The organism is Streptomyces sp. DSM 15324 (assembly GCF_001514285.1).
Classification (GTDB): Bacteria; Actinomycetota; Actinomycetes; order Streptomycetales; family Streptomycetaceae; genus Streptomyces.
In genome coordinates this window covers 266,581-286,446 of sequence record NZ_KQ949030.1, presented here as the reverse complement: position 1 = coordinate 286,446, position 19,866 = coordinate 266,581, and the positions used below count along the sequence as shown (strand labels likewise).

Genomic DNA, 19,866 nt, shown 5'->3' with positions numbered 1-19,866 from the left:
GGGATCGGTGCCGGTGGGGTCCCGGGACCGGCCGAGGTCGCTGCCGCGCCACCGCGAAGCCGCGGCCGCCGCGGTTGCGGTGGCCGCCGCCGGCCGGGGGCGTGGGCCCGGCAGGCGGCGATGGCGGCGCGCCGGTCCGCCGGGTCCCCCCGGCGCGAGGCCGGAGGGCGCGACGGAATCCGCCGCACTTCACGCCGTCGGCGCGGCGATGCCCGGGTCCTGGGACGCCGGGCTCGGTGTGGTGCGTGCTCCAGAAAAGCTCACCGTTCGGCGTTCGGCTGTTCCGCCAGCGCACCGCTCAATGCCTGACAGTGCACTGAAAAAACTGTGCCCTGTCGGGCAGGTCTGGGTGTGCGCACGGGCAAGTCGCTCGACGTCGCTGTCCTGCATGCCGCCTTTCGTCGATCTGTGCGCGGGTGGCACTGCCGTCGGAGAACGCCGGGGACGTGCCGACACAGCCCGCGCCGCGTCGGCATCCCCGGGCCTGCGAGGCGGCGCGGCGCGGCGCCGGCCGGGGATGCCGATGATCAGAATCCTCGTCGAATGTCGGGAACCTGTTCCCTTCCTGTCGGGGTCCGATGGCCCTCGCCGACTGCCGCCGCCTGGGCGGGAATCAGCCGTCCGTCGTCCCTACGATGGCCCGCATGTGTGCTTACGTGGTGCTCGCCGACGACGACCCGAAACAGGCCGACCTCATCCGCCTGTACCTGGAGAGGGAAGGCCATTCGGTCGGCGTCGTCCACGACGGGCGCGCGGCGCTGGACGAGATCCGGCGGCGTATGCCGGATCTCGTGGTGCTGGACTGGATGATGCCCCGCGTGGACGGCCTCGACGTGTGCCGGGTGCTGCGCAGGGAGTCCGAAGTCCCCGTCCTGATGCTCACGGCCCGCGCGGAGGAGGACGACCTGTTGCTCGCCCTGGATCTGGGGGCCGACGACTACATGACCAAACCCTGTAGTCCGCGGGAACTCGTCGCCCGGGTGCGCACCCTGCTGCGACGCGCCGGCCAGGCGACGGCGCCCGGCGCAGGGGCCGGGGCCGTTGCCGGTTCCGGGTTCGGGGCGCGGACGGCCGATCCGGTGCACGTCGTCGGCTCGCTGGCGGTCGACCCCGGCCGGTTCGAGGTACGGGTGGAGGGACGGCTGGTCGACTGCACACCCGGTGAGTTCCGCGTGATCGAAGTGCTGGCCTCGGCTCCGGGCAGGGTGTTCACGAGGAAACAGATTCTGGAACACCTGCACGGCATCGACCGCTACGTCACCACGCGCACGGTCGACGGACACGTCATGAACCTGCGCCGCAAGATCGAACGGGACCCTTCGCGCCCGGAACGGCTGCTCACGGTCTACGGCGTCGGCTACAAGGCCGCCGAACCCCGTCCCGCGGCGGAGCCGGACGACACGGCCGGTCTCCGTGCGAGGTGACATATCCCCGCGCAGAAGCCTGCGTTCCCGGCTGCTGGCGGTGTCCGTCCTGGTGTCCCTCTGCTCGATCGTCGCCACCGCCTGGCTCGTCGTCAGTGTCACCGCGGTCGCCATCGGGCGTGAGCGCGGCCAGGCCATCACCGATGACGCCCGGGTGTACGACACACTCGTCGGCTACGCCGCCACCCACCCGGACTGGCGGGGGGTCGAGCCGACGATCCGGGCGCTGGCGCGCGAGACCGGCCGCCGCATCACCCTGACCGACGAGAACCGTCGCCTGCTGGCGGACTCGGGCGGGGGAGGCCGGACGCCGGCCCGGTCGCTGCCTGACACGCCGTCCGCGACCGTCGACGCGCTCGCCGTGGACACCACGCTCGTCCCCCGCCAGGGCAGCGGGCCGTACGCGGGCATCGATCCCCGCGCCGTCGGCCCCTTCCGGTTGCCCGACCGGGAGAAGGCGGCCCTTCAGGTCCTCGCGTCCCGGATCGCGAGCTGTTTCCGTGACGGACCCGTCCCCGCCGACGCCGTTGTCGTGGAGAGTCCGAGCGGCCGGCCCGAGATCCGGCTCGACGGCCGGGTCCTGAACGTGGGTGACCGGTGCGAGGTCGACGACCTGCTCGAGCGCACGCCCACGGAGAACCGGGCCCTCGCTCAGCTGGGCAGGCTCGTCAACAGCTGCCTCGTCGCCCGTCACGCCTCCCCGGTCCAGCTCGCCGACGACCTGACCTGGACCCCGTCCACCGCCGGCGGTGCTCCGAACAGCCGTGCGGTGACGGCCTGTCTCTCCGGGGCACTGCGCGACCAGCTCGACCCCTACGTGGCTCCGGCGGCCCTGCTGTTCGCCACCGCACCCGAGCGGAAGATCGCCACCTTCTTCGATCTGTCCGGCGCCAACCGCATGAGGATCGCGGGGGTCACCGTCGCGGTGCTGCTCACGACGGTGACGGTCACCTTCATCGCCGGCACCCGCATGGTCAGGCCGCTGCGCGCACTGACCGGTGCGGCCCAGCGGATGGCTGAAGGGGACGAGGACGCCCACGTCGAGGTGACCGGCGACGACGAGTTCGGCAGGCTCGCCGCGGCGTTCAACCTCATGTCGAGCCGACGGCGGGAACTGGAGCAACTGCGCCGGGCGCTGGTCAGCGATGTGGCCCATGAGCTGCGCACGCCGCTCAGCAACGTCCGGGGCTGGCTGGAGGCCGTCGAGGACGGTGTCGTCCCGGCGGACGGGAGTCTCATCTCCTCCCTGCTGGAGGAGGCGCTGCTGCTTCAGCACATCATCGACGATCTGCGAGACCTCGCGGCGGCGGACGCCGGTGCGCTCAGAGTGCACCCGGAGGACGTGGACGCCGCCGCCCTGCTGGCCCAGGTCGCGCGCGCCCATCAGGGCAACGCCGGCGCCGCGGGAGTGGAGCTGCGGGTGCGGTCCGAGGAGGTGCGGCCGTACCTGAGGGCGGATTCCGTACGACTGCGTCAGGCGATCGGGAACCTCGTCTCGAACGCCATTCGGCACACGCCCGCCGGCGGCACGGTCACCCTCTCCGTACGTCCCCTGGGCGACCAGGTGGTGTTCGGCGTCGAGGACACCGGCTCCGGTATCGCCGAGGAGGACCTGCCCAAGGTGTTCGACCGTTTCTGGCGGGCGGAGAAGTCGCGCAGCAGACAGGGCGGGGGAAGCGGGCTGGGCCTGTCCATCGTCCGCAAACTCGCCGAGGCGCACGGCGGTACCGTGCACGCGTCGAGTGTGCCCGGCAAGGGATCGGTGTTCACGCTCGGGCTGCCCGGTCCGTCGACCGGGCAGCCCGAGTCGTAGGACGTCCGGCCGCCCCCCCCGCACGGTTCGGGGTGGGTCAGCCCGTCGCCTTGGGCCGGGGAAGGCCCGCCGGGTACAGGTACCGGTCAGGAGGAACCTCTGTGCCGTGCGCCCAGGCGGTGAAGAAGCCCCCCAGATCGTGACGGGAGAGTTCGGCGGCCAGGGCCTCGAACTCGGGCCACGAGGCGTTGCCGTGGCGGTGCCGGGCGGGCCAGGCGCGCAGGAGGTCGAAGAACGCCTTGTCGCCGACCGTGCGTCGCAGCGCGTGCAGCATCAGCGGCCCTCGTGCGTAGAGCGCGCCGTCGAGCTGCCTGCCGGGCCCCGGGTCGTACAGCGGGACGCGCCAGAACGCCGGGTCGGCGCGGTGCTCCTGGACCGTGGCCAGGTAGTAGTCGCGGTCGAGGTCGTCCCCCTGGTGCTCGTACCACAGCCACTGGGCGTACGTGGCGACGCACTCGGCGACGCAGCCGTCACGCCAGTCGGTGAAGGACACGCTGTCGCCGTACCACTGGTGGGCGATCTCGTGCACCATCGCGACGTCGAAGAGTCCCGTGTCGTACGTCGGACGGCTCTGGGTCTCCAGGTCGACCGGGCCGGCACCGGACGGTCCGGTCAGCACGACGGCCCCGGCCGAGGAGAACGGGTACGGGCCGAGGCGGGAGGCCAGGAAGCCGAGGATGTCCTCCTGAAGCCTCTCGGCGTCGGGGTCGATCAGCGCGTCGGGACTGTAGGCGTTGACGACCGGGGTGCCGTCGGGCAGCGCGGAGGTGCGTACGGTGAACCGGTCGACGGCCACCATGCTCGTGTACGTGGTGAGGGGACGGTCCTCGTACCAGCGGAAGGTGCGGTGGCCCGCGCCGTCCCCGGTCACCGGGCCGGGACGACCGTTGCCGACGGCGGTCCACCCGTCGGGGACGGTGGCCGTGAGGCGGAAGGTGGCCTTGTCGGACGGGTGGTCGTTGGCCGGGTACCAGGAGGTGGCGGAGTGCGGCTCGCCGCTGACGGCGACGCCGCCGTCGGCGAGGGGGTGCCAGCCCTCGCCGACCGGCCTGCCCGAGTACCGCACCCGGACGGAGAAGTCGGCGCCTTCCCGCAGCTCGCGCTCCGGAGTGATCACGAGTTCATGCTCCCCCTCGCGTTCCACCGTGCGGGCCTCGCGGCCGTCGACCGTCACGGACGACACGTCGAACCCGGTGAGGTCCAGGTGGAACCGGCCCAGATCCGTCAGGGCCCGCGCGGTGATGGTGGTGTCCCCGGTCAGATGGCCGGGGCGCGCCGGGTCGTAGGCGATGCGGACGTCGTACCGGGCGACGTCGTACCCCGAGTTCCCGTCCGTGGGGAAGTACGGATCCGACAGGCCGGCGCCGCCGTCGGCCGCCGACGCGGGCGCCGGACCGGTGAGCACGCACAGGACGAGCGCCGCGAGCGGAGAGGCCACGAGCCGCCTCACCGGCGGTCCTTCGCCACGGCGAGCTGCCAGGTGACGTCGAGCACGGCGTCGGTGCTGGCGGTCTGCACGGCGGGGTCCACGTTGTCGATGTCGTCGCAGGCGCTGTGCACGCAGTCGGAGATGCCGGTGGTGAAACCGGCAATGGGAATGCCCGCGGCCGCGAAGGAACGGTCGTCCGAGCCCGTGTCGCCGATGTCGAAGGTCGGTATGGAGCGGGCGGCGAAGTGCCTCTCGAACGCCTCGGTCGACTCCACGGCGCCGTCGGAGCCGGAAGGATCGTGGGTGACCAGCCAGGTCGTGGTGTTCCGGGAGCCGGCCTGGTCGAAGTTGAGGTACGTGTGGAGGGAGGAACGCTCGGCGGGGGACAGGGCGTCGACGTAGTGCGCCGAGCCGAACAGACCGCCCTCCTCCGCGCCCCACCAGGCGAACCGCAGGTGCCGGCCGGTCTTCAGGTGGGCCTGGGCGACGGCGACCGCGGTCGCGAGGACGGCGGCCGAGCCGGAACCGTTGTCGTTGATGCCGGGACCGGCCAGGACGCTGTCGAGGTGCGCTCCGACCAGCACCGTGTCGCGTGTGTCCCCGCCCGGCCAGTCGGCGATGACGTTGTAGCCCGTGGCGCCGTCGTGCGTGAACGGCTGCAGGACCGTGCGGTAACCGGCCTCCTCCAGCACCCGTTTCACATACCTCACCGACTCCCGGTAGCCGGGGGTGCCGTGTGCCCGGTTGCCGCCGTTGCGGTCGGCGATCGACTGGAGGTCCTTCAGATACGGCATGACGCGCTGGGCCGTGACCACCGGTGGACCCGGGATCCGGGGGGTCGCGCCGACGGGTGCGGCGCCGAGCAGGCCGGCGCACAGGGCGCCGACGGCGGCGCAGCGCGGGAACGTGCGGGATGCCATGAGCTGGCTCTCCTGTCACTCGGGGAACGGACGGGGGACGACGGTAGGCAGCAGATGTCCCGTTCCCGTCGCCGGGTCGTCGGCGCCCCGTGGGCGTCCGGTGGCCGCACGAGCACCGAACGCGCAACGCTCCCGCACCGGTTGCCGACCGCTTCCCGACACACGGCCCGGACCATGAGGCGCATGGACCACTTCGACATCGCGGGCCGCCGCCGCGTACCCGGCGCCGTCGCCCTCGTCGCCGGCGCCCTCCTGCTCACCGGCTGCGCAGGTTCGGGCGACTCCGACGACGACAGTGCGACGCGGCAGGACGTGGCGTCCCTGCACAGCGACGCCCCCGACGGCAGCACCACCGCCGAGGCCACACCGTCCCCCGACGACGGCCGCCCCCAACTGCGGCTCGACAGCTCGGAGGAGGAGAAGAACCGCTACTGGCACATCTACGCCATGTGCCTCAAGGACCACGGGCACAAGATGCTCACGGCACGCGGCCCGGACTCCGTCGACGACTCCGACCACAGCGCCACGGCCAAGGCCGCCACCAAGGCCTGTGCGAACAGACTCCCCCTCCAGCCGCCGGAGTTGGACGAGGCGAAGAACCCGCACTACGACGACGACTACCGCGCCTACGTGAAGTGCCTGAACCGCGAAGGGCTCAAGGTCACCGCGCTGCCGGACAACTCCGGCTGGACCTACGACGGCAACACCACGATGAGCGCCGCCCAGCAGACGAAGGTGGACAAGAGCTGCACCCTGGAGGCGTTCAGTGCCACGACACGGTAAGGCGCTCGTCGCGGTGAGTGTCGTGCTGGTCGCCGGGGTCGCGGGCGCAGGCGCCCATGTGTGGCGCGACGTCCCTTCCGGACAGGGGACCAGGACCTCCGCCCCCGCCCGGGTGCGGACCGCCACCGTCACGAGAACCGACCTCTCCGACAGCCGCACCCTGCCCGGCACCCTCGGCTTCGGCACGCCGCACGCCCTCAAGGGCACCGGCCAGGGCGTCGTGACGCTGCTGCCCGAGCCCGGCGCCCGAGCGGTCAGGGGCAAGGCGCTGTACCGGATCGACGACCGGCCCGTCCCCGTCCTCTTCGGTGACACGCCGGTCTTCCGCACCCTCGCCAAGACGGGGGTGCGCGGCCACGACGTGAGCGTCCTCGCGGACAACCTGCGAGCGCTCGGCTACGAGACCGGTCCCGCGGTCGGCTCCAGGAACACCGGCGACGGGGGTGACGGCGAGGAGTTCACGCCCGCGCTCGCCGCCGCCCTCAAGCGGTGGCAGAGCGACACCGGGCAGACCGCCACCGGCACCCTCGCCCCCGGTCAGGCCGTGGTCCTGCCCGGCCCGGTGCGCGTCGACACGGTCCAGGCGCAACCGGGCGACCCGGCCGACGGCACGCTGCTCACCTACACCTTGGCCGCCAAGACCGTCACCGTCGCGCTGGAGGCGACCGAGGCGGGGACCGTCAAGGCCGGCGGCAGCGCGGCCGTCACCCTGCCGGACGGCAGGACGATCCGCGGCACCGTCAAGTCACTCGGCCGCACCATACAGGGCGGCTCCGCCGAGGAGTCCGCCCAGCAGACCGGACCGGCCACCATCGACGTCACCGTGGTCCCGGACCGGGCCACGGACGTGCGGAGCCTGGACGCTGCGGCGGTGCAGGTGCGGTTCGACACCACCACGCGCAAGGGCGTGCTCGCCGTGCCCGTGGGCGCTCTGGTCGCCCTGCGGGAGGGCGGGTACGCCCTGCAGCGCCCGGACGGCACGCTGATCGCGGTGACGACGGGCATGTTCGCGGGCGGCCTGGTCGAGGTGAGTGGCACGGGAGTGTCCGCCGGCGTCAAGGTCGTGACGGCATCATGAGCACCCCCTCCACACGATCGACCTCGACCTCGACCTCGACCTCGATCTCGACCTCGACCTCGGCCACCGGCACCGCGGCCCCCGTCCTCCTCGTCGACGAGGTCACCAAGACCCATCCCGGCGGTGTCACGGCGCTGGACCGTGTCTCGCTCCGCGTCGACGAGGGCGAACTCGTCGCCATCGTGGGCCCGTCCGGATCGGGCAAGTCGACGCTGCTGCACATCATGGGCACGCTGGACCGGCCGACGAAGGGCGGCGTCCGTATCGCGGGACACGACGTCCATGCGCTGGGCGACCGTCACCTCTCCGCGCTGCGGGCGCGTCTGCTGGGCTTCGTCTTCCAGCACTTCCACCTCACCGACGGGCTCGACGCCACCGAGAACGTCGCCACCGGCCTGCTCTACGCGGGCGTGCCCCGGCGCAGGCGAGGCCCCCTGGCACGGGAGGCGCTCGCCAGGGTGGGCCTCGAACACCGCCGCTCCCACCTCCCCCAGCAGCTGTCCGGTGGGGAACGCCAACGGGTGGCCATCGCACGCGCCCTGGTCAACGAGCCCGCGCTCGTGCTGGCCGACGAGCCCACGGGCGCGCTCGACGCCGCCACCGGGGAGGCCGTCCTGCGGCTGCTCGTCGAACTCAACACACAGGGCACGACCATCGCCCTCATCACCCACGACCGCGACATCGCGGCGCGCCTCCCGCGCCGGGTGGAACTGCGCGACGGCCGCATCACGGCCGATGTCAGCGCGGTGGGGGGTGCCGCGTGACGCGCCGCCTGAAGGACCCCGGGCCCCGCGCCGTACGACTGTCGTTCACGGACATCCTCCGGCTGGGGCTGCTCGGCATCCGCACCCGCGGTCCACGCGCCGCGCTGTCCGCGCTCGGCATCTCCCTCGGCATCGCGACCCTCGTCGTCGTGACCGCCGTGCCCGCCTCCAGCCAGCGGGCCCTGATGGACCGGCTGTCCGCCCTCGGCACCGACATGCTGCGCGTGGCCCCGCCGGCCACCAGCGATCCCCCGGTCCTCCTGCCCGCGACCGCGGACGCCATGGCCGCCCGCATCGGCCCGGTGACCAGCGCGAGCGCCGTGGCCAACACCCACAGGAGCGTGCTGCGTTCGGACCGCGCCGACCCGTCCGACGCCTCGGGCATCAGTGTCCTCGCCGCGCGGACCGACCTCCTCGCCTCGGTCCACGGGACAGTCCGCTCCGGTTCGTTCCTCACCCCCACGACCCAACGGTTCCCGACCGCGGTCCTGGGTTCCCGGGCCGCTGCCCGGCTCGGGTTCGACCGGGTCCGGCCGGGCCAGGAGACCGGACAGGTCTACATCGACGGTCACTGGTTCACCGTCATCGGCATCCTCGACCCCCTGCCGCTCGCCCCCGACCTCGACGCCTCCGTCCTGGTCGGCTGGGACGCGGCCCGCGCACAGCTCCGGTTCGACGGCCGTCCCACCGTCGTCTACGTCACGGCCCGCGAAGCGCGGATCGAGGCCGTCCGTGCCGTACTGCCCGCCACGGTCTCTCCACAGCTGCCGGGTCTGGTCCAGGTCAGCCGCCCGTCGGACGCCCTGGCCGCCAAGCGCGCCACCCAGCAGACCCTGTCGGTCCTGCTCCTCGGACTCGCGGGCGTGGCGCTCCTCGTCGGCGGCGTGGGCGTGGCCAACACCATGGTCGTCTCCGTGCTGGAGCGGCGCCGCGAGATCGGTCTGCGCCGGGCACTGGGCGCCAGTCGCGCCCAGATCAGAGGGCAGTTCATGGCGGAATCGATCGCCTTGTCCGCGCTGGGCGGCTGCGCGGGGACGATCCTCGGCGCGGCGGTGGCGGCGGGGTACGCCCTGTCGCAGTCCTGGCCCGTGGTGTTCCCCCACCTCGCGCTCGTCGCGGGCGTCCTGGGCGCGATCGTCGTCGGCATGGCCGCCGGCCTGTACCCCGCCGTACGCGCCTCCGCACTGCCCCCGACGGAGGCGCTGGCGGCGGCCTGAGGAAGGTGCGCCCGGGGAAAGGGGGACGCGTCCGGGACCGGTCACCGGACGGACTGCGCGGTCCAGGGCGGTGCACGGGTCGGAGCGCCACCGTGGACCGACGTCCGGTCGCCGAAACCGGCCCGCCGCTCGTGGAGGCCGGGACGGACGCCGCGGCGCTGCTTGACGCCGCCGACCAATGGGACCTCTCGCCGGCTCCCTTCCTGCCCCGCTGATCCCGTTGCTCGACGGTTCAGCGGGGCATGCCGACGGCGCGGGAGATGACGGAGTCGAAGGCACGGTCGGGCAGGATGCGGCGCAGGGCGATGAGAGGGCGGGCGCCGAAGCCGGTGGCGTAGCGGGTCTTCGGGCGGCGGGCGCTGACGGCCTTGCCGATGGCGTCGGCGATGACGGAGGGCGGGGAGTTGCGATCGGCGTTGGCCTCGGAGCGCAGGGATGAGGCCACGGCCTTGGCCTGCGCGGCGTAGGCGCCGTCGGCGGAGGACTTCTCCAGCTTGTCGGCGGCGATGCCGCCCCACTCGGTGGCGATGCCGCCGGGTTCGATCACCACGACGTCGACACCGAAGGGCTTGGCCTCCACCCGCAGGCAGTCGCTGAGGGCTTCCAGGGCGAACTTGGTGCCGTGGTACCAGCCGCCGAGGGGAGTGTAGATCTTGCCGCCCATCGAGGTGATGTTCACGACGGTGCCGGATCGCTGGGCGCGCATGCGGGGCAGGACGAGCTGGGTCAGGCGGATCGCGCCGAAGACGTTGACCTACGAACTGGTGGCGGGCCTCGTCCAACGGGACGTCTTCCAGGGCGCCGTAGGAGCCGTATCCGGCGTTGTTGACCAGGACGTCGACGCGACCGGTCTCGGTGACGATCGTCTCGATGCCGGCGCGCATCGACTCGTCGTCGGTGACGTCCATCACCAGCGGCCGGACGCCGTGGTCGGCCAGCTTCCGCAGCCGATCGGTGCGGCGGGCCGCGCCGTAGACGGTGTAGCCGAGCTCGTGGAGTTTGAGGGCGGTTTCCTCACCGATGCCGGAGGAGGCACCGGTGACGAGGGCGGTCTTGGTGGGCATGGCGGAGTCCTCACTCATAAGATGAACCGTGATTCACCCTCTATGCTGAACCCAGGTTCATGTTGATGCAAGTGGAAGGGCAGCCACCTCCCGTGACCCCAGCCAGGGCACCGCGCGCCGACGCGGTCCGCAACCGCAGGAAGATCCTTGCCGCCGCCGCCCAGCAGATCACCGCGCACGGCCCCGATGCGGGCATGGACGAGATCGCCGCCGCGGCGGGCGTGGCCGTGGGCACCCTGTACCGGCACTTCCCCACCAAGACCGATCTGGTCGCGGCTGTCGTCGCCGCCTCCGTGGCCCGCGTCGCCGACGACGCCGAGGCCGCGCTCGGACGCGTCGAGGCCGGTGCCCGTGCCGTGGGCGAGCTGACCGCCTTCCTCGGCCGGGTCGTCGAGGCGTCTGTGACCGATCGCGCCGTCAAGGCCGCTGCCCAGACCCTGGGCGCGGAACCCGGGCAGCGCACCGATGAGGACCGCGCCGGTGGTGCTGTCGCCGCCCTCATCCGAATCGGCCAGGCCGACGGCGACATCCACCGCGACGTCACCGTCGACGACATCTACCTGCTGTTCTCCACGGCCCCCACCGAGCAGCCACCGGCGGCCCGCGCCCGCTGGCTCGCCCTCGTCACGCCAGGCCTGACCACCCACGCCCGGCCGACGGAGGGCTGACGCGGGGGGAAGTGGGAGGAATCAGACCTGGGGCGTAAGACCGTGATCACGGCTGCTCGAAGATCGTCACCTCGCGGCAGTACAGGGCGAACGAGCGGGACGGGTCGTAGAAGCGGCCGGTTTCGGCGGACGGCTCGCGCAGCGACCGCTCGTACGCCGGGAAGTGGGTCAGCGCCTCGTCCGCGGAGTCGTAGTACAGGACGGTGACCACCTCGTACACCTGCTGGTCCGGACCGCCGAAGTGGCGCAGGGCCTGCTCGGCTCCCGGGACCCGTACGTGGTGGACGTGCGCGCGTACCGCCTTGGTGTGCGGCTCGTCCCGGGAGAGGGCGACCTGGTGGGCGGCAAGCGTCCGTGCGGTGAAGTCGTCCGGGCTCACGCCCTGCGCCCTGCTCGGGAAGTGCAGCACCTTGACCCGTCCGTCGTCCTCGGAGGGCGGTGGCGGTGTGGCCGCCGCGGGCCGGGCCAGCAGGGCCAGGGCGGAGGGCATGTCGTTGAAGTGGGCGCCGTCGGGGCCGATGACCTCGCGCGTGTACGGGTCGGACATCGTGGCGGCCAGTGCGTCCTCGTCGTCGAAGTGCAGCTCGGTGACGGCGTCCCGGCCGAACACGGTCAGGTGGGCCGGGTCGCCCTCGGCGCCGAAGGACGCGTCGAAGACGTGGTTCTGCACGTACCGCCGAACCCCGAGGGGCTTCGCGGCGGACAGGGGTCCGTGCACATGGTGCAGGTAGTGCAGGAACGCCTGCCGGGTCATGCCCGGCTTGCGGCGGACGGCGGCGATCAGGGTCAGCATCCTGTGGTCTCCGTGGGGGGCGAGGTGCGACCGGCATCGCGGGGATGTCCGCGATGCCGGTCTCGACGGGTGGGTGCGAGGTTCCTGGCGGCCGGGGCGTCTGCCGTGCCCCGGGGCCGCGGCGGATCAGCCCGCGATCTGCTGGACCGGTGCCGGGACTGCCCCCGCGCGACGGCGACGGGCGGCGAGGCCGAGTGCGACGCTCGCGACGGCCCCGGAGAGGGCCAGCACACCCATGGAGTTCGCGGTGGAGCCGACGGCGGAGGTCAGCGCGAGCACCACCAGCGGACAGAGGAACTGGCCGAGGAAGAAGGACCCCGTCCACAGGCCGGTCCCCCGGCCGCGGTCGGCGAAGTGCAGCCGGGACATGGCGAGGGTGAGCAGGCTCGGCAGCATGATGCCGCCGCCGAGGCAGTTGATCACGGCGCCCAGGGTGAGCACGAGGGGGTTGGCGGCGAGCCAGACCACGGCGAAGCCGACGGCGCACAGGCCGAACGCGCTGGGCAGCCACGACTGGGGAGTGCGGCCGGTCTTGGCGAAGAGGAGGGCGCCGGCCACGATCGCGGCACTGGAACCGGCGGAGGCCAGTCCGATGACGCCGGTGTCGGTCACGCCCATGTCGTCGAGGAGGAACGACATCTCGACCTGGACGGTGTAGAAGAGGAGGGCGCCGAACACGGTCAGTGCGCACGTGCCGAACAGCGGCCGCCAGGGGAAGGGCCGGTCCGCGGTGTCCGATGCGGTCGCCGGGACCTCGTCCGCGCCGTCCTCCTGACGGGGCTGGGGCAGGAAGGCGGCCACGGCGGGGGCGAGCAGCAGGCTCACGGCGTAGGCCCAGAACGGCGCGCGCCAGCCGGCCGAACCGATCGCGCCGCCCAGGATGAAGAAGGCCGTCGCCGAGATCGAGGCGCACATCGTCTGCATCGCCAGGTAGCGGTCCCGCTGCCGACCGGTGTAGTAGTCGCCGATCAGCGTGGTGGAGCAGGTCATGATGGCGGCTTCGGCGACGCCGACCAGGGCGCGGCTGGCCACGATGGCGCCGAGGGAGTTCAGCCAGAGGGGCGCGGTGCCGAACATCGCGTACACCACCGTCGAGACGATGAGCAGCCGTTTCCGGCCGAGCCGGTCGACGACGACGCCGGCGAACGGGGCCAGCAGCGCCAGCGAGAGAGCGGGGATCGTCAGGGCCATGGGGACGAGTGCGTCGACCCCCGCCACCTGGGCGAAGTGGTCGTGCATCTTCGGGAGGACCGGGGCGATGAGCACGGCGCCCAGGATGGGCAGGCAGGCACCGGCCATCAGCAGCGTGAGGCGAAGCCGGTGGCCCGGCCCGGACACGATCTGCTCGGACGGGGCGTCCGCCACGGCATCGGACGACAGGGGAGGCGGAGGCAGGGGTGCAGGCATGCGGGAACTCCACGTGGCGTGTCGGGAGGGTACGGGTGGTGCGGCCGTCGCGGTCGGGCCGTCCGGCACCCGTGCAGGACGTTCAGGGGACGCCGATGACTGCCGGGCGCCTGCGCGCTCCCGGCAGCGGGGGGATCGTGCGGCGGCGGCGCCGGGTTGAGACGACTATGGGCCCACGGGCGGGCTCTGCCTAGCCCTTGTCCGATCGAGATCAAAGATGTGGATCATCCGAGGCCTGGATACTGGGCGGCGGTACCCGTCCCTCAGATCGATGCCACTGCGGCAATCCGGCCGGGCTCCGACACGGCGAGCTCCGCGCCGACGCGCGCCGTGATCTCGCGCAGCCAGATGTGGGCCGCGTCATGGGTGTGCACCGGATGCCACCACAGTGCCTCCTGGAGCGGAATCGCCGCGTAGGGCGGTTCCAGGAGGCGTACGGGCGCCACACCGCTCAGCAGCTCGGCCAGGCGCTGCTGTACCAACGCGATCCGCCGGGTGCCGGCGACCAGGAAGGGCAGCGCCTGGAAGCTGTCCACGAAGATCTCCACACGGGGATCGACGCCGAGCATGCTGAGCTGCCGGGCGGCCGGGGCGTCGTAGGCGCGCTGGTAGACGACCCAGGGCAGCCGCGCCAGGTCGTCCATGGTCAGCCGGTCGCCGACCTCGTCGTTCGTCTCGGCCACCAGGAAGGCCCAGCGGTCGGTGAACAGGTCGACGGCGGGGAAGCCGCTGATGATGCCGCGCGGCATCAGGAGCCCGTCGGCCGTGCTGAGCAGGTTGGCCGTGTCCTCCGTGACGTCGGCGGGCGTGCGCTGGAAACGCAACCGTACCCCCGGGGCCTCGGCGTGCACGGTCCGGGCGAGCTCGGCGCCGAACACGGTCAGCGCGTAGTCGGACGTGAGTACGGTGAACTCGTACTCCTCGCTGCCCGGAGCGAAGTCGGCCCTGCTGCTGAAGACGCGTTCCAGCAGATCGCAGGCGGTCGAGGTGCGGTCCAGGAGAGCGCGGCCGAGGGCGGTCAGTTCGTACTGCCTGCCGACGCGGGAGAGCAGATCGTCGTCGAAGTGACGACGCAGGCGGGCCAGGGCCGCGCTCATCGCCGGCTGGCTGAGCCCGACACGCCGCCCGGCGCGGGTGACGTTGCGCTCCTCCAGGAGGGCTCGCAGGGACAGGACGAGATTGAGGTCGAGGCCGGAGAGGGACACGACGCCTCCAGAACGCGGCTGCTGATCGCGGCAGCATCAACAGGGTGGATGATCAACATCTAAAGAATCTATTTCCCAGATTACGAGATCGGCGCCACATTGTGGGGACCGCAATCTGGAGGACATCCCCGTGAAACCCGCAGCAGCTTCCCCGTCCTTCTCCGGACCCTTCGCTCTCGGCACCCTCTCCGCCCCTGACCGGCCCTCGTTTCCCGCTCTGGTCGTGCCCGGAGGCCGTGTGCTGGATCTGCGCACCGCCCTCGAAGAACCCGCCCTGACCAGCCGGGAGGTCTTCGAGCGCTGGGACGAGGTGCTCCCTCGCCTGCGCGACCTCGCGGCCGACGCGTCGGCCGACTGGCAGCCCCTGGAGGGCCTGCGGGTGCACGCCCCGGTCGAGCCGCGGCAGATCTTCCAGTCCGGCGCCAACTACCGCCGGCACGTGATCGACCTGGAGGTCGCCCACCGCGCCCCGGACGACCCGCGCACGGTCGAGGAGGCACGGGCGGAGATCGCCGCGGTCATGGACCGGCGGGCGGCCGAGGACCTGCCGTACGCGTTCATCGGACTGCCGAGCACGATCGCAGGCCCCTACGACGATGTCGTCCTCCCCGCGTGGGCCGAACAGCCCGACTGGGAGCTGGAACTGGCGGCCGTCATCGGCAGGCCCGCCCACCGGCTGTCCGTCGAGGAGGCGCTGGAGGCCGTCGCCGGATACACCATCGCCAACGACCTCACCGACCGTGCCACCGTCTTCCGCCGGGACATGAAGGCCATCGGCACGGACTGGCTGCGCTGCAAGAACGCGCCGGGATTCACACCGCTCGGGCCGTGGATCGTCCCCGCCGAGTCGATCGCCGACCCCGGTGACCTTCAGGTCACGCTGAAGCTCAACGGCACCACCATGCAGGACGAGTCGACGAAGGACATGCTCTTCGGCGTCGCGCGCCTGGTGTCGTACATCTCCCAGACCTCCCGGCTCCTGCCGGGCGACCTGGTGCTGACCGGCAGCCCCGCCGGCAACGGCATGCACTGGGGACGGCTGTTGCGCGACGGCGACGTCATGGAGGGCTCCATCACCGGCCTCGGCGTGCAGCGCACCCGATGTGTGGCGGAGGGACCGGCATGAGTGTCGACCGGCGCGATCCCGAGGGCGCGATCGCCGAGGCGGCCAAGCGCTGCTCCAACTGGGGGCGTTGGGGCGAGGACGACGTCCTCGGCACCCTGAACTTCCTCGACGGGGCCAAACGCCGCGAGGGCGCCGCACTGGTCCGCCGGGGCGTCAGCTTCTCGCTGTCGCAGTCCTTCGACATGAACGGCCCGCAGAAGGGCTGGCGCCGGCGCACCAACCCGGTCCACACCATGCTGGACACCGGCACCGACGCGGCCCTCGGCAACCAGGGCTTCCCGCACGGCATCGGCGGCGCCGACGACGTGATCGCGATGCCGCTGCAGTGTTCCACCCAGTGGGACGGCCTCGGGCACATCTTCGACCACGGCAGGGCGTGGAACGGGCGGGCGGCCGAGAAGGTCGTCACCTCCGACGGCGATCTCGTCACCGGCATCGAGCACATGGCGCCGTACGTCGCCGGACGCGCCGTCCTTCTCGACGTCGGTCGGATCGCCGGCGACGAACTCGGTGAGCTGCCCGACGGGTTCGCGATCACCGAGGAGCACCTGACCGCCGCCGCCGAGGCGCACGGCGTGACCGTCGGCCGCGGGGACATCGTCGTCGTCCGCACCGGACGGCTGGCGCGCGCCCGCCGCGAGGGCTGGGGCGACTACGCGGGCGGCGACTCACCCGGCCTGTCCTTCACCACGGTCGACTGGCTGCACACGAGTGAGATCGCCGCCCTCGCCACCGACACCTGGGGCTTCGAGGTCCGCCCGAACGAGTTCGACCATGCCTTCCAGCCGCTGCACCAGGTCGCCATCCCCCACATCGGCCTGCTCATCGGCGAGATGTGGGACCCGGACGCCCTCGCCGCCGACTGCGTACAGGACGGCGTGTACGAGTTCTGGCTCACCGCCGCACCCCTGCCCATCACCGGGGCCGTCGGTTCCCCGGTCAATCCGGTCGCCGTCAAATGACCAGCCCAACGAAGGAGTTGGCCGTGGAAAGCAAGAAAGCGAAGAAGGTCCTGGTCATCGGCGGGGGCACGTCGGGCAACGTCCTGACCGTGCTGCTGCGCCGGGCCGGCATCGACGTCGACCTCGTCGAGATCAAGCCGGACTGGAACGTGCGCGGCTCCGGCATCACCCTCCAGGGCAACGCCCTGCGCGTGCTGCGTGAGGCCGGTGTCTGGGACGAGGTCCGCGAACACGGCTTCGGTTACGACACCCTGGGCATGACGGCACCCGACGGCACCGTGCTCCACGTCGGCGAGGTCGTCCGCACCGGCGGGGACGACCTGCCCGCCACCCTGGGCATGCAGCGCCCGGTGCTCCAGCGCATCCTCATCGACGCCGTCCGGGCCTCCGGCGCGCACGTCCGCCTCGGCACCGGCACCGAGATCGTCACCCAGGACGACACCTCGGTGACCGTCCGCTTCAGCGACGGTACCGAGGGCCGCTACGACCTCGTCGTCGCCGCCGACGGCCTCAACTCCACGACGCGTGCCGCCATCGGCATCGACGACAAGCCCGAGCCGACCGGCATGGCCATCTGGCGCACCCCGGCGCCCCGCCCGGCGGGGGTGGACCGCAGCGACCTCACCTTCGGAGGCCCCTGCTTCATCGCCGGCTACACCCCCACCAGCGAGAACACGATCTACGCCATCCTGGTGGAGCGCTCCCGGGACCGCGCCACGATCCCGCCCGAGACCTACGCGCGGGAGATGCGCCGGCTCGCCGAGGGCTACGGCGGTGTCTGGGAGGAGATCCGCGAGTCGATCACCGACCCGGCCCAGGTCAACTACACCTGGTTCGACCGGCTGCTGGTGACCGGTTCCTGGCACCGCGGCCGGGTCGTCCTCGTGGGCGACGCCGCGCACTGCTGTCCGCCCACCATGGCGCTGGGCGCGGCCATGGCCCTGGAGGACGCCTGGGTGCTGGCCCAGCTGCTGACCGAGGGGTCCCCGTGGGACACCCAGACGCTCACGCGCTACTACGAGCGGCGCATCGACCGGGTACGGATGGTCGTCGACGCGTCCGTGCAGATCGGGCAGTGGCAGCTCGACGGCGTGCGCGGTGACGTGCCCGGGCTGACCGGTCCCATCATGGCCGCGCTCAAGGAGCTGCCGTGACCCTCCACACCCCCGACACCGGCACCCGCCCGGCCCCGACGGTCGACGTCCACGCGCACGTCCTGCTTCCCGAGGTCGAGGCACTGGTGGCCGACAAGCCCGGCCTCGCCGAGGCCCGGGCACTCGACGCCCGCCGCAACGGTCCGGCCGCCCTCGCCGTCAGCGGCCCCATGGTGCGCGAGCGCCTCCCGAAGCTGACCGACGTCACCGTGCGCATCGCCGCGATGGACGCGCAGGGCGTGGACGTCCAGCTGGTCAGCCCTTCGCCCTCGCACTACCACTACTGGGCGGACGAGGACACGGCCGAGAAGCTGTGCCTGCTCGCCAACGAGGCGACGGCCGCGCACTGCGCGCAGGCCCCCGGCCGGCTGCACGGCCTCGGTCTCGTCCCGCTGCAGCACGCCGAGCTGGCGGTGCGCGCGCTCGACCACGCCAGGGGAATCGGCCTGCTGGGCGTCGAGATCTCCTCGCACGCTCCGGGCCGCGAGCTGTCGGACCCGGCGTACGAACCCTTCTGGGCGCGCGCCGAGGAGACGGGCGCGATCCTCTTCCTGCACCCCTTCGGCTGCACGCTCGACGAGCGCCTCGACCAGTGGTACCTCTCCAACACCGTCGGGCAGCCCACGGAGAACGCGGTCGCCCTGTCCCATCTCATCTTCTCCGGCGTGCTCGACCGGCACCCCCGGCTGAAGCTGGTGGCGGCACACGGCGGCGGCTACCTGCCCACACACATCGGCCGCTCCGACCACGCCTGGTCCGCGCGCTCCGACGCGTCGGCGGGCTGCGCCCACCTGCCGAGCAGCTACCTCAGGCGGATCTGGTTCGACTCCCTGGTCCACGACCCGCACGTCCTGCGGGAGTTGATCCGTGCCGTCGGCGCCGACCGGGTTCTGCTCGGCTCCGACTTCCCCTTCGACATGGGCACCGAGGACCCCGTCGGGGCATTGCGCGCCGCACGCCTGCCCGACGCCGACTTCCACGCCGTCCGCGGCCGTAACGCGGCCGCCCTGCTGCGTCTGACCTGAATCTCGACGAGAGAAGGAACCCCCACCATGACCGCACGCCTGCTCACCCACCTCCGGCACGTCGACCTCGCCGTGCCCGACCACGACAAGCAGCTCGACTTCTACTCCGGTGTCTGGGGTCTGACGAAGGTCGCCGAGGACTCCGGCATCTCCTTCCTCGCCGCCGAGGGCTCCCCGGAACAGTACGTCGTGCGGCTGCGCAAGGCCCCGGAGAAGCGCCTCGACCTCGTCTCCTACGGCGCCGCGAGCGCCGCCGACGTGGACACCCTCGCCGAGCAACTCCTCGCGGGAGGAGTGCAGTTGATCTCCCAGCCGGGCAAGCTCGACACCCCCGGCGGCGGCTACGGCTTCCGCTTCTTCGACGTCGACGGCCGCACCCTGGAGGTGTCGGCCGACGTGGAGGTACGGCAGCACCGCAAGATCGAGGAGAAGGAGTCGATCCCGGTCAAGCTGTCCCACGTCGTCCTCAACTCACCCGACCTCAACCGCACCCGGGAGTGGTACGAGCGCCACCTCGGTTTCCGCCTCTCCGACACCCTCATGCACCCGCGCATGGGCGAGGCGATGCACTTCATGCGGATCAGCAACCAGCACCACTCGATGGCCATCGCACAGGGCCCGCACACCGCCCTGCACCACGTCTCCTTCGAGATGCGCGGCATCGACGAGTACATGCGCGGCTCCGGCCGGGTGCTCCGGGCGGGCTTCAAGAAGGTCTGGGGCCCGGGCCGGCACCTGGCGGGCGACAACACCTTCAGCTACTTCCTCGACCCGCACGGCAACACCGTCGAGTACACCACCGAGCTGGAACTGCTCGACGAGGACACCTGGCACCCGCACGTCTACGACTTCTCGCAGCCGGAGGTCTCCGACCAGTGGGGCACCGCCAACCCGATGAACGAGCTGGTCGCCAAGGAATCCTTCAACGACGTCGACCGCGGCGTGTTCGTCGCCCCGCCGGTCTGACCCCCGCGGCCGCTCCGCCCCTCCGACCCCGGGGACGCGCGGCCCTGTCACCTGCCCTCCCCCCTGCC

At 72.1% G+C, this 19,866-nt stretch carries 19 protein-coding genes and 1 pseudogene; 13 read left to right on the top strand and 7 right to left on the bottom strand.

Going from position 1 to position 19,866, the window contains the following annotated elements; all coding sequences use genetic code 11:
* Positions 1 to 644: 644 nt before the first annotated feature.
* The gene (locus AQJ58_RS25475; RefSeq protein ID WP_067254273.1) at positions 645 to 1,424 is read left to right on the top strand and encodes a response regulator transcription factor; all 780 of its coding nucleotides are present in this window, start codon (positions 645 to 647) and stop codon (positions 1,422 to 1,424) included.
* Complete coding sequence (locus AQJ58_RS25470; protein WP_067253920.1) at positions 1,414 to 3,237, top strand: HAMP domain-containing sensor histidine kinase; 1,824 nt, start codon at positions 1,414 to 1,416, stop codon at positions 3,235 to 3,237. Before AQJ58_RS25475 ends, AQJ58_RS25470 begins: the two co-directional genes overlap by 11 nt.
* A 37-nt stretch (positions 3,238 to 3,274) precedes the next feature.
* Here the strand turns inward: AQJ58_RS25470 and AQJ58_RS25465 are convergent, their stop codons facing one another.
* The gene (locus tag AQJ58_RS25465) at positions 3,275 to 4,687 is read right to left on the bottom strand and encodes a M1 family metallopeptidase (RefSeq protein ID WP_067253917.1); all 1,413 of its coding nucleotides are present in this window, start codon (positions 4,685 to 4,687) and stop codon (positions 3,275 to 3,277) included.
* On the bottom strand, positions 4,684 to 5,586 hold the full coding sequence (locus AQJ58_RS25460) for a M20/M25/M40 family metallo-hydrolase (RefSeq protein WP_067253914.1): 903 nt from the start codon (positions 5,584 to 5,586) through the stop codon (positions 4,684 to 4,686). Before AQJ58_RS25460 ends, AQJ58_RS25465 begins: the two co-directional genes overlap by 4 nt.
* Positions 5,587 to 5,769: 183 nt before the next feature.
* On the opposite strand from AQJ58_RS25460, the gene AQJ58_RS25455 reads away from it, so the two are divergent.
* The 5 genes from AQJ58_RS25455 (at position 5,770) to AQJ58_RS45470 (ending at position 9,643) form a co-directional block, all read left to right on the top strand.
* Positions 5,770 to 6,369, top strand: a complete 600-nt coding sequence (locus AQJ58_RS25455) for a hypothetical protein (RefSeq protein ID WP_067253913.1) — start codon at positions 5,770 to 5,772, stop codon at positions 6,367 to 6,369.
* On the top strand, positions 6,353 to 7,447 hold the full coding sequence (locus AQJ58_RS25450; RefSeq protein ID WP_067253910.1) for an efflux RND transporter periplasmic adaptor subunit: 1,095 nt from the start codon (positions 6,353 to 6,355) through the stop codon (positions 7,445 to 7,447). Before AQJ58_RS25455 ends, AQJ58_RS25450 begins: the two co-directional genes overlap by 17 nt.
* Positions 7,444 to 8,211, top strand: a complete 768-nt coding sequence (locus AQJ58_RS25445) for an ABC transporter ATP-binding protein (protein ID WP_079079213.1) — start codon at positions 7,444 to 7,446, stop codon at positions 8,209 to 8,211. Before AQJ58_RS25450 ends, AQJ58_RS25445 begins: the two co-directional genes overlap by 4 nt.
* Positions 8,208 to 9,428 carry an ABC transporter permease gene (locus AQJ58_RS25440; RefSeq protein ID WP_199844677.1) on the top strand — a complete coding sequence of 407 codons (1,221 nt, stop codon included), beginning with the start codon at positions 8,208 to 8,210 and terminating at the stop codon, positions 9,426 to 9,428. Before AQJ58_RS25445 ends, AQJ58_RS25440 begins: the two co-directional genes overlap by 4 nt.
* Positions 9,429 to 9,520: 92 nt before the next feature.
* Positions 9,521 to 9,643, top strand: a complete 123-nt coding sequence (locus AQJ58_RS45470; RefSeq protein ID WP_267892091.1) for a hypothetical protein — start codon at positions 9,521 to 9,523, stop codon at positions 9,641 to 9,643.
* A gap of 17 nt (positions 9,644 to 9,660) precedes the next feature.
* Here the strand turns inward: AQJ58_RS45470 and AQJ58_RS45715 are convergent, their stop codons facing one another.
* On the bottom strand, positions 9,661 to 10,134 hold the full coding sequence (locus AQJ58_RS45715; RefSeq protein WP_324613823.1) for an SDR family NAD(P)-dependent oxidoreductase: 474 nt from the start codon (positions 10,132 to 10,134) through the stop codon (positions 9,661 to 9,663).
* A gap of 103 nt (positions 10,135 to 10,237) precedes the next feature.
* Positions 10,238 to 10,492, bottom strand: a pseudogene (locus AQJ58_RS45710) (SDR family NAD(P)-dependent oxidoreductase); the annotation flags it as partial.
* A gap of 92 nt (positions 10,493 to 10,584) precedes the next feature.
* Between AQJ58_RS45710 and AQJ58_RS25430 the strand changes: the two are divergent.
* A complete protein-coding gene (locus tag AQJ58_RS25430; RefSeq protein WP_107122153.1) occupies positions 10,585 to 11,160 on the top strand; it encodes a TetR/AcrR family transcriptional regulator in 576 nt (191 codons plus the stop codon).
* A gap of 46 nt (positions 11,161 to 11,206) precedes the next feature.
* Here the strand turns inward: AQJ58_RS25430 and AQJ58_RS25425 are convergent, their stop codons facing one another.
* The 3 genes from AQJ58_RS25425 to AQJ58_RS25415 all read right to left on the bottom strand — a co-directional run bounded on the left by AQJ58_RS25425 (position 11,207) and on the right by AQJ58_RS25415 (position 14,565).
* Positions 11,207 to 11,953: an EthD domain-containing protein gene (locus AQJ58_RS25425; protein WP_067253907.1), complete on the bottom strand. Its 747-nt coding sequence runs from the start codon at positions 11,951 to 11,953 to the stop codon at positions 11,207 to 11,209.
* Between the two features lie 126 nt (positions 11,954 to 12,079).
* Positions 12,080 to 13,360, bottom strand: a complete 1,281-nt coding sequence (locus AQJ58_RS25420) for an MFS transporter (protein ID WP_067253906.1) — start codon at positions 13,358 to 13,360, stop codon at positions 12,080 to 12,082.
* A 263-nt stretch (positions 13,361 to 13,623) separates the two neighbouring features.
* Positions 13,624 to 14,565 (bottom strand): LysR family transcriptional regulator, encoded by a 942-nt coding sequence (locus tag AQJ58_RS25415; RefSeq protein ID WP_067253903.1) that lies wholly within the window; start codon positions 14,563 to 14,565, stop codon positions 13,624 to 13,626.
* A gap of 130 nt (positions 14,566 to 14,695) precedes the next feature.
* Between AQJ58_RS25415 and AQJ58_RS25410 the strand changes: the two genes are divergently transcribed.
* From AQJ58_RS25410 to AQJ58_RS25390, 5 genes are read left to right on the top strand one after another with little or no spacing between them, the layout of a single operon-like run.
* On the top strand, positions 14,696 to 15,691 hold the full coding sequence (locus tag AQJ58_RS25410) for a fumarylacetoacetate hydrolase family protein (RefSeq protein ID WP_199844676.1): 996 nt from the start codon (positions 14,696 to 14,698) through the stop codon (positions 15,689 to 15,691).
* A complete protein-coding gene (locus AQJ58_RS25405; RefSeq protein ID WP_067253899.1) occupies positions 15,688 to 16,653 on the top strand; it encodes a cyclase family protein in 966 nt (321 codons plus the stop codon). The genes AQJ58_RS25410 and AQJ58_RS25405 overlap by 4 nt, the downstream gene beginning before the upstream one ends.
* A 23-nt stretch (positions 16,654 to 16,676) precedes the next feature.
* Positions 16,677 to 17,807 carry an FAD-dependent oxidoreductase gene (locus AQJ58_RS25400; RefSeq protein WP_234360289.1) on the top strand — a complete coding sequence of 377 codons (1,131 nt, stop codon included), beginning with the start codon at positions 16,677 to 16,679 and terminating at the stop codon, positions 17,805 to 17,807.
* A complete protein-coding gene (locus tag AQJ58_RS25395) occupies positions 17,804 to 18,832 on the top strand; it encodes an amidohydrolase family protein (RefSeq protein WP_067253895.1) in 1,029 nt (342 codons plus the stop codon). Before AQJ58_RS25400 ends, AQJ58_RS25395 begins: the two co-directional genes overlap by 4 nt.
* A gap of 27 nt (positions 18,833 to 18,859) precedes the next feature.
* A complete protein-coding gene (locus AQJ58_RS25390) occupies positions 18,860 to 19,798 on the top strand; it encodes a VOC family protein (protein WP_067253892.1) in 939 nt (312 codons plus the stop codon).
* Positions 19,799 to 19,866: the final 68 nt, after the last annotated feature.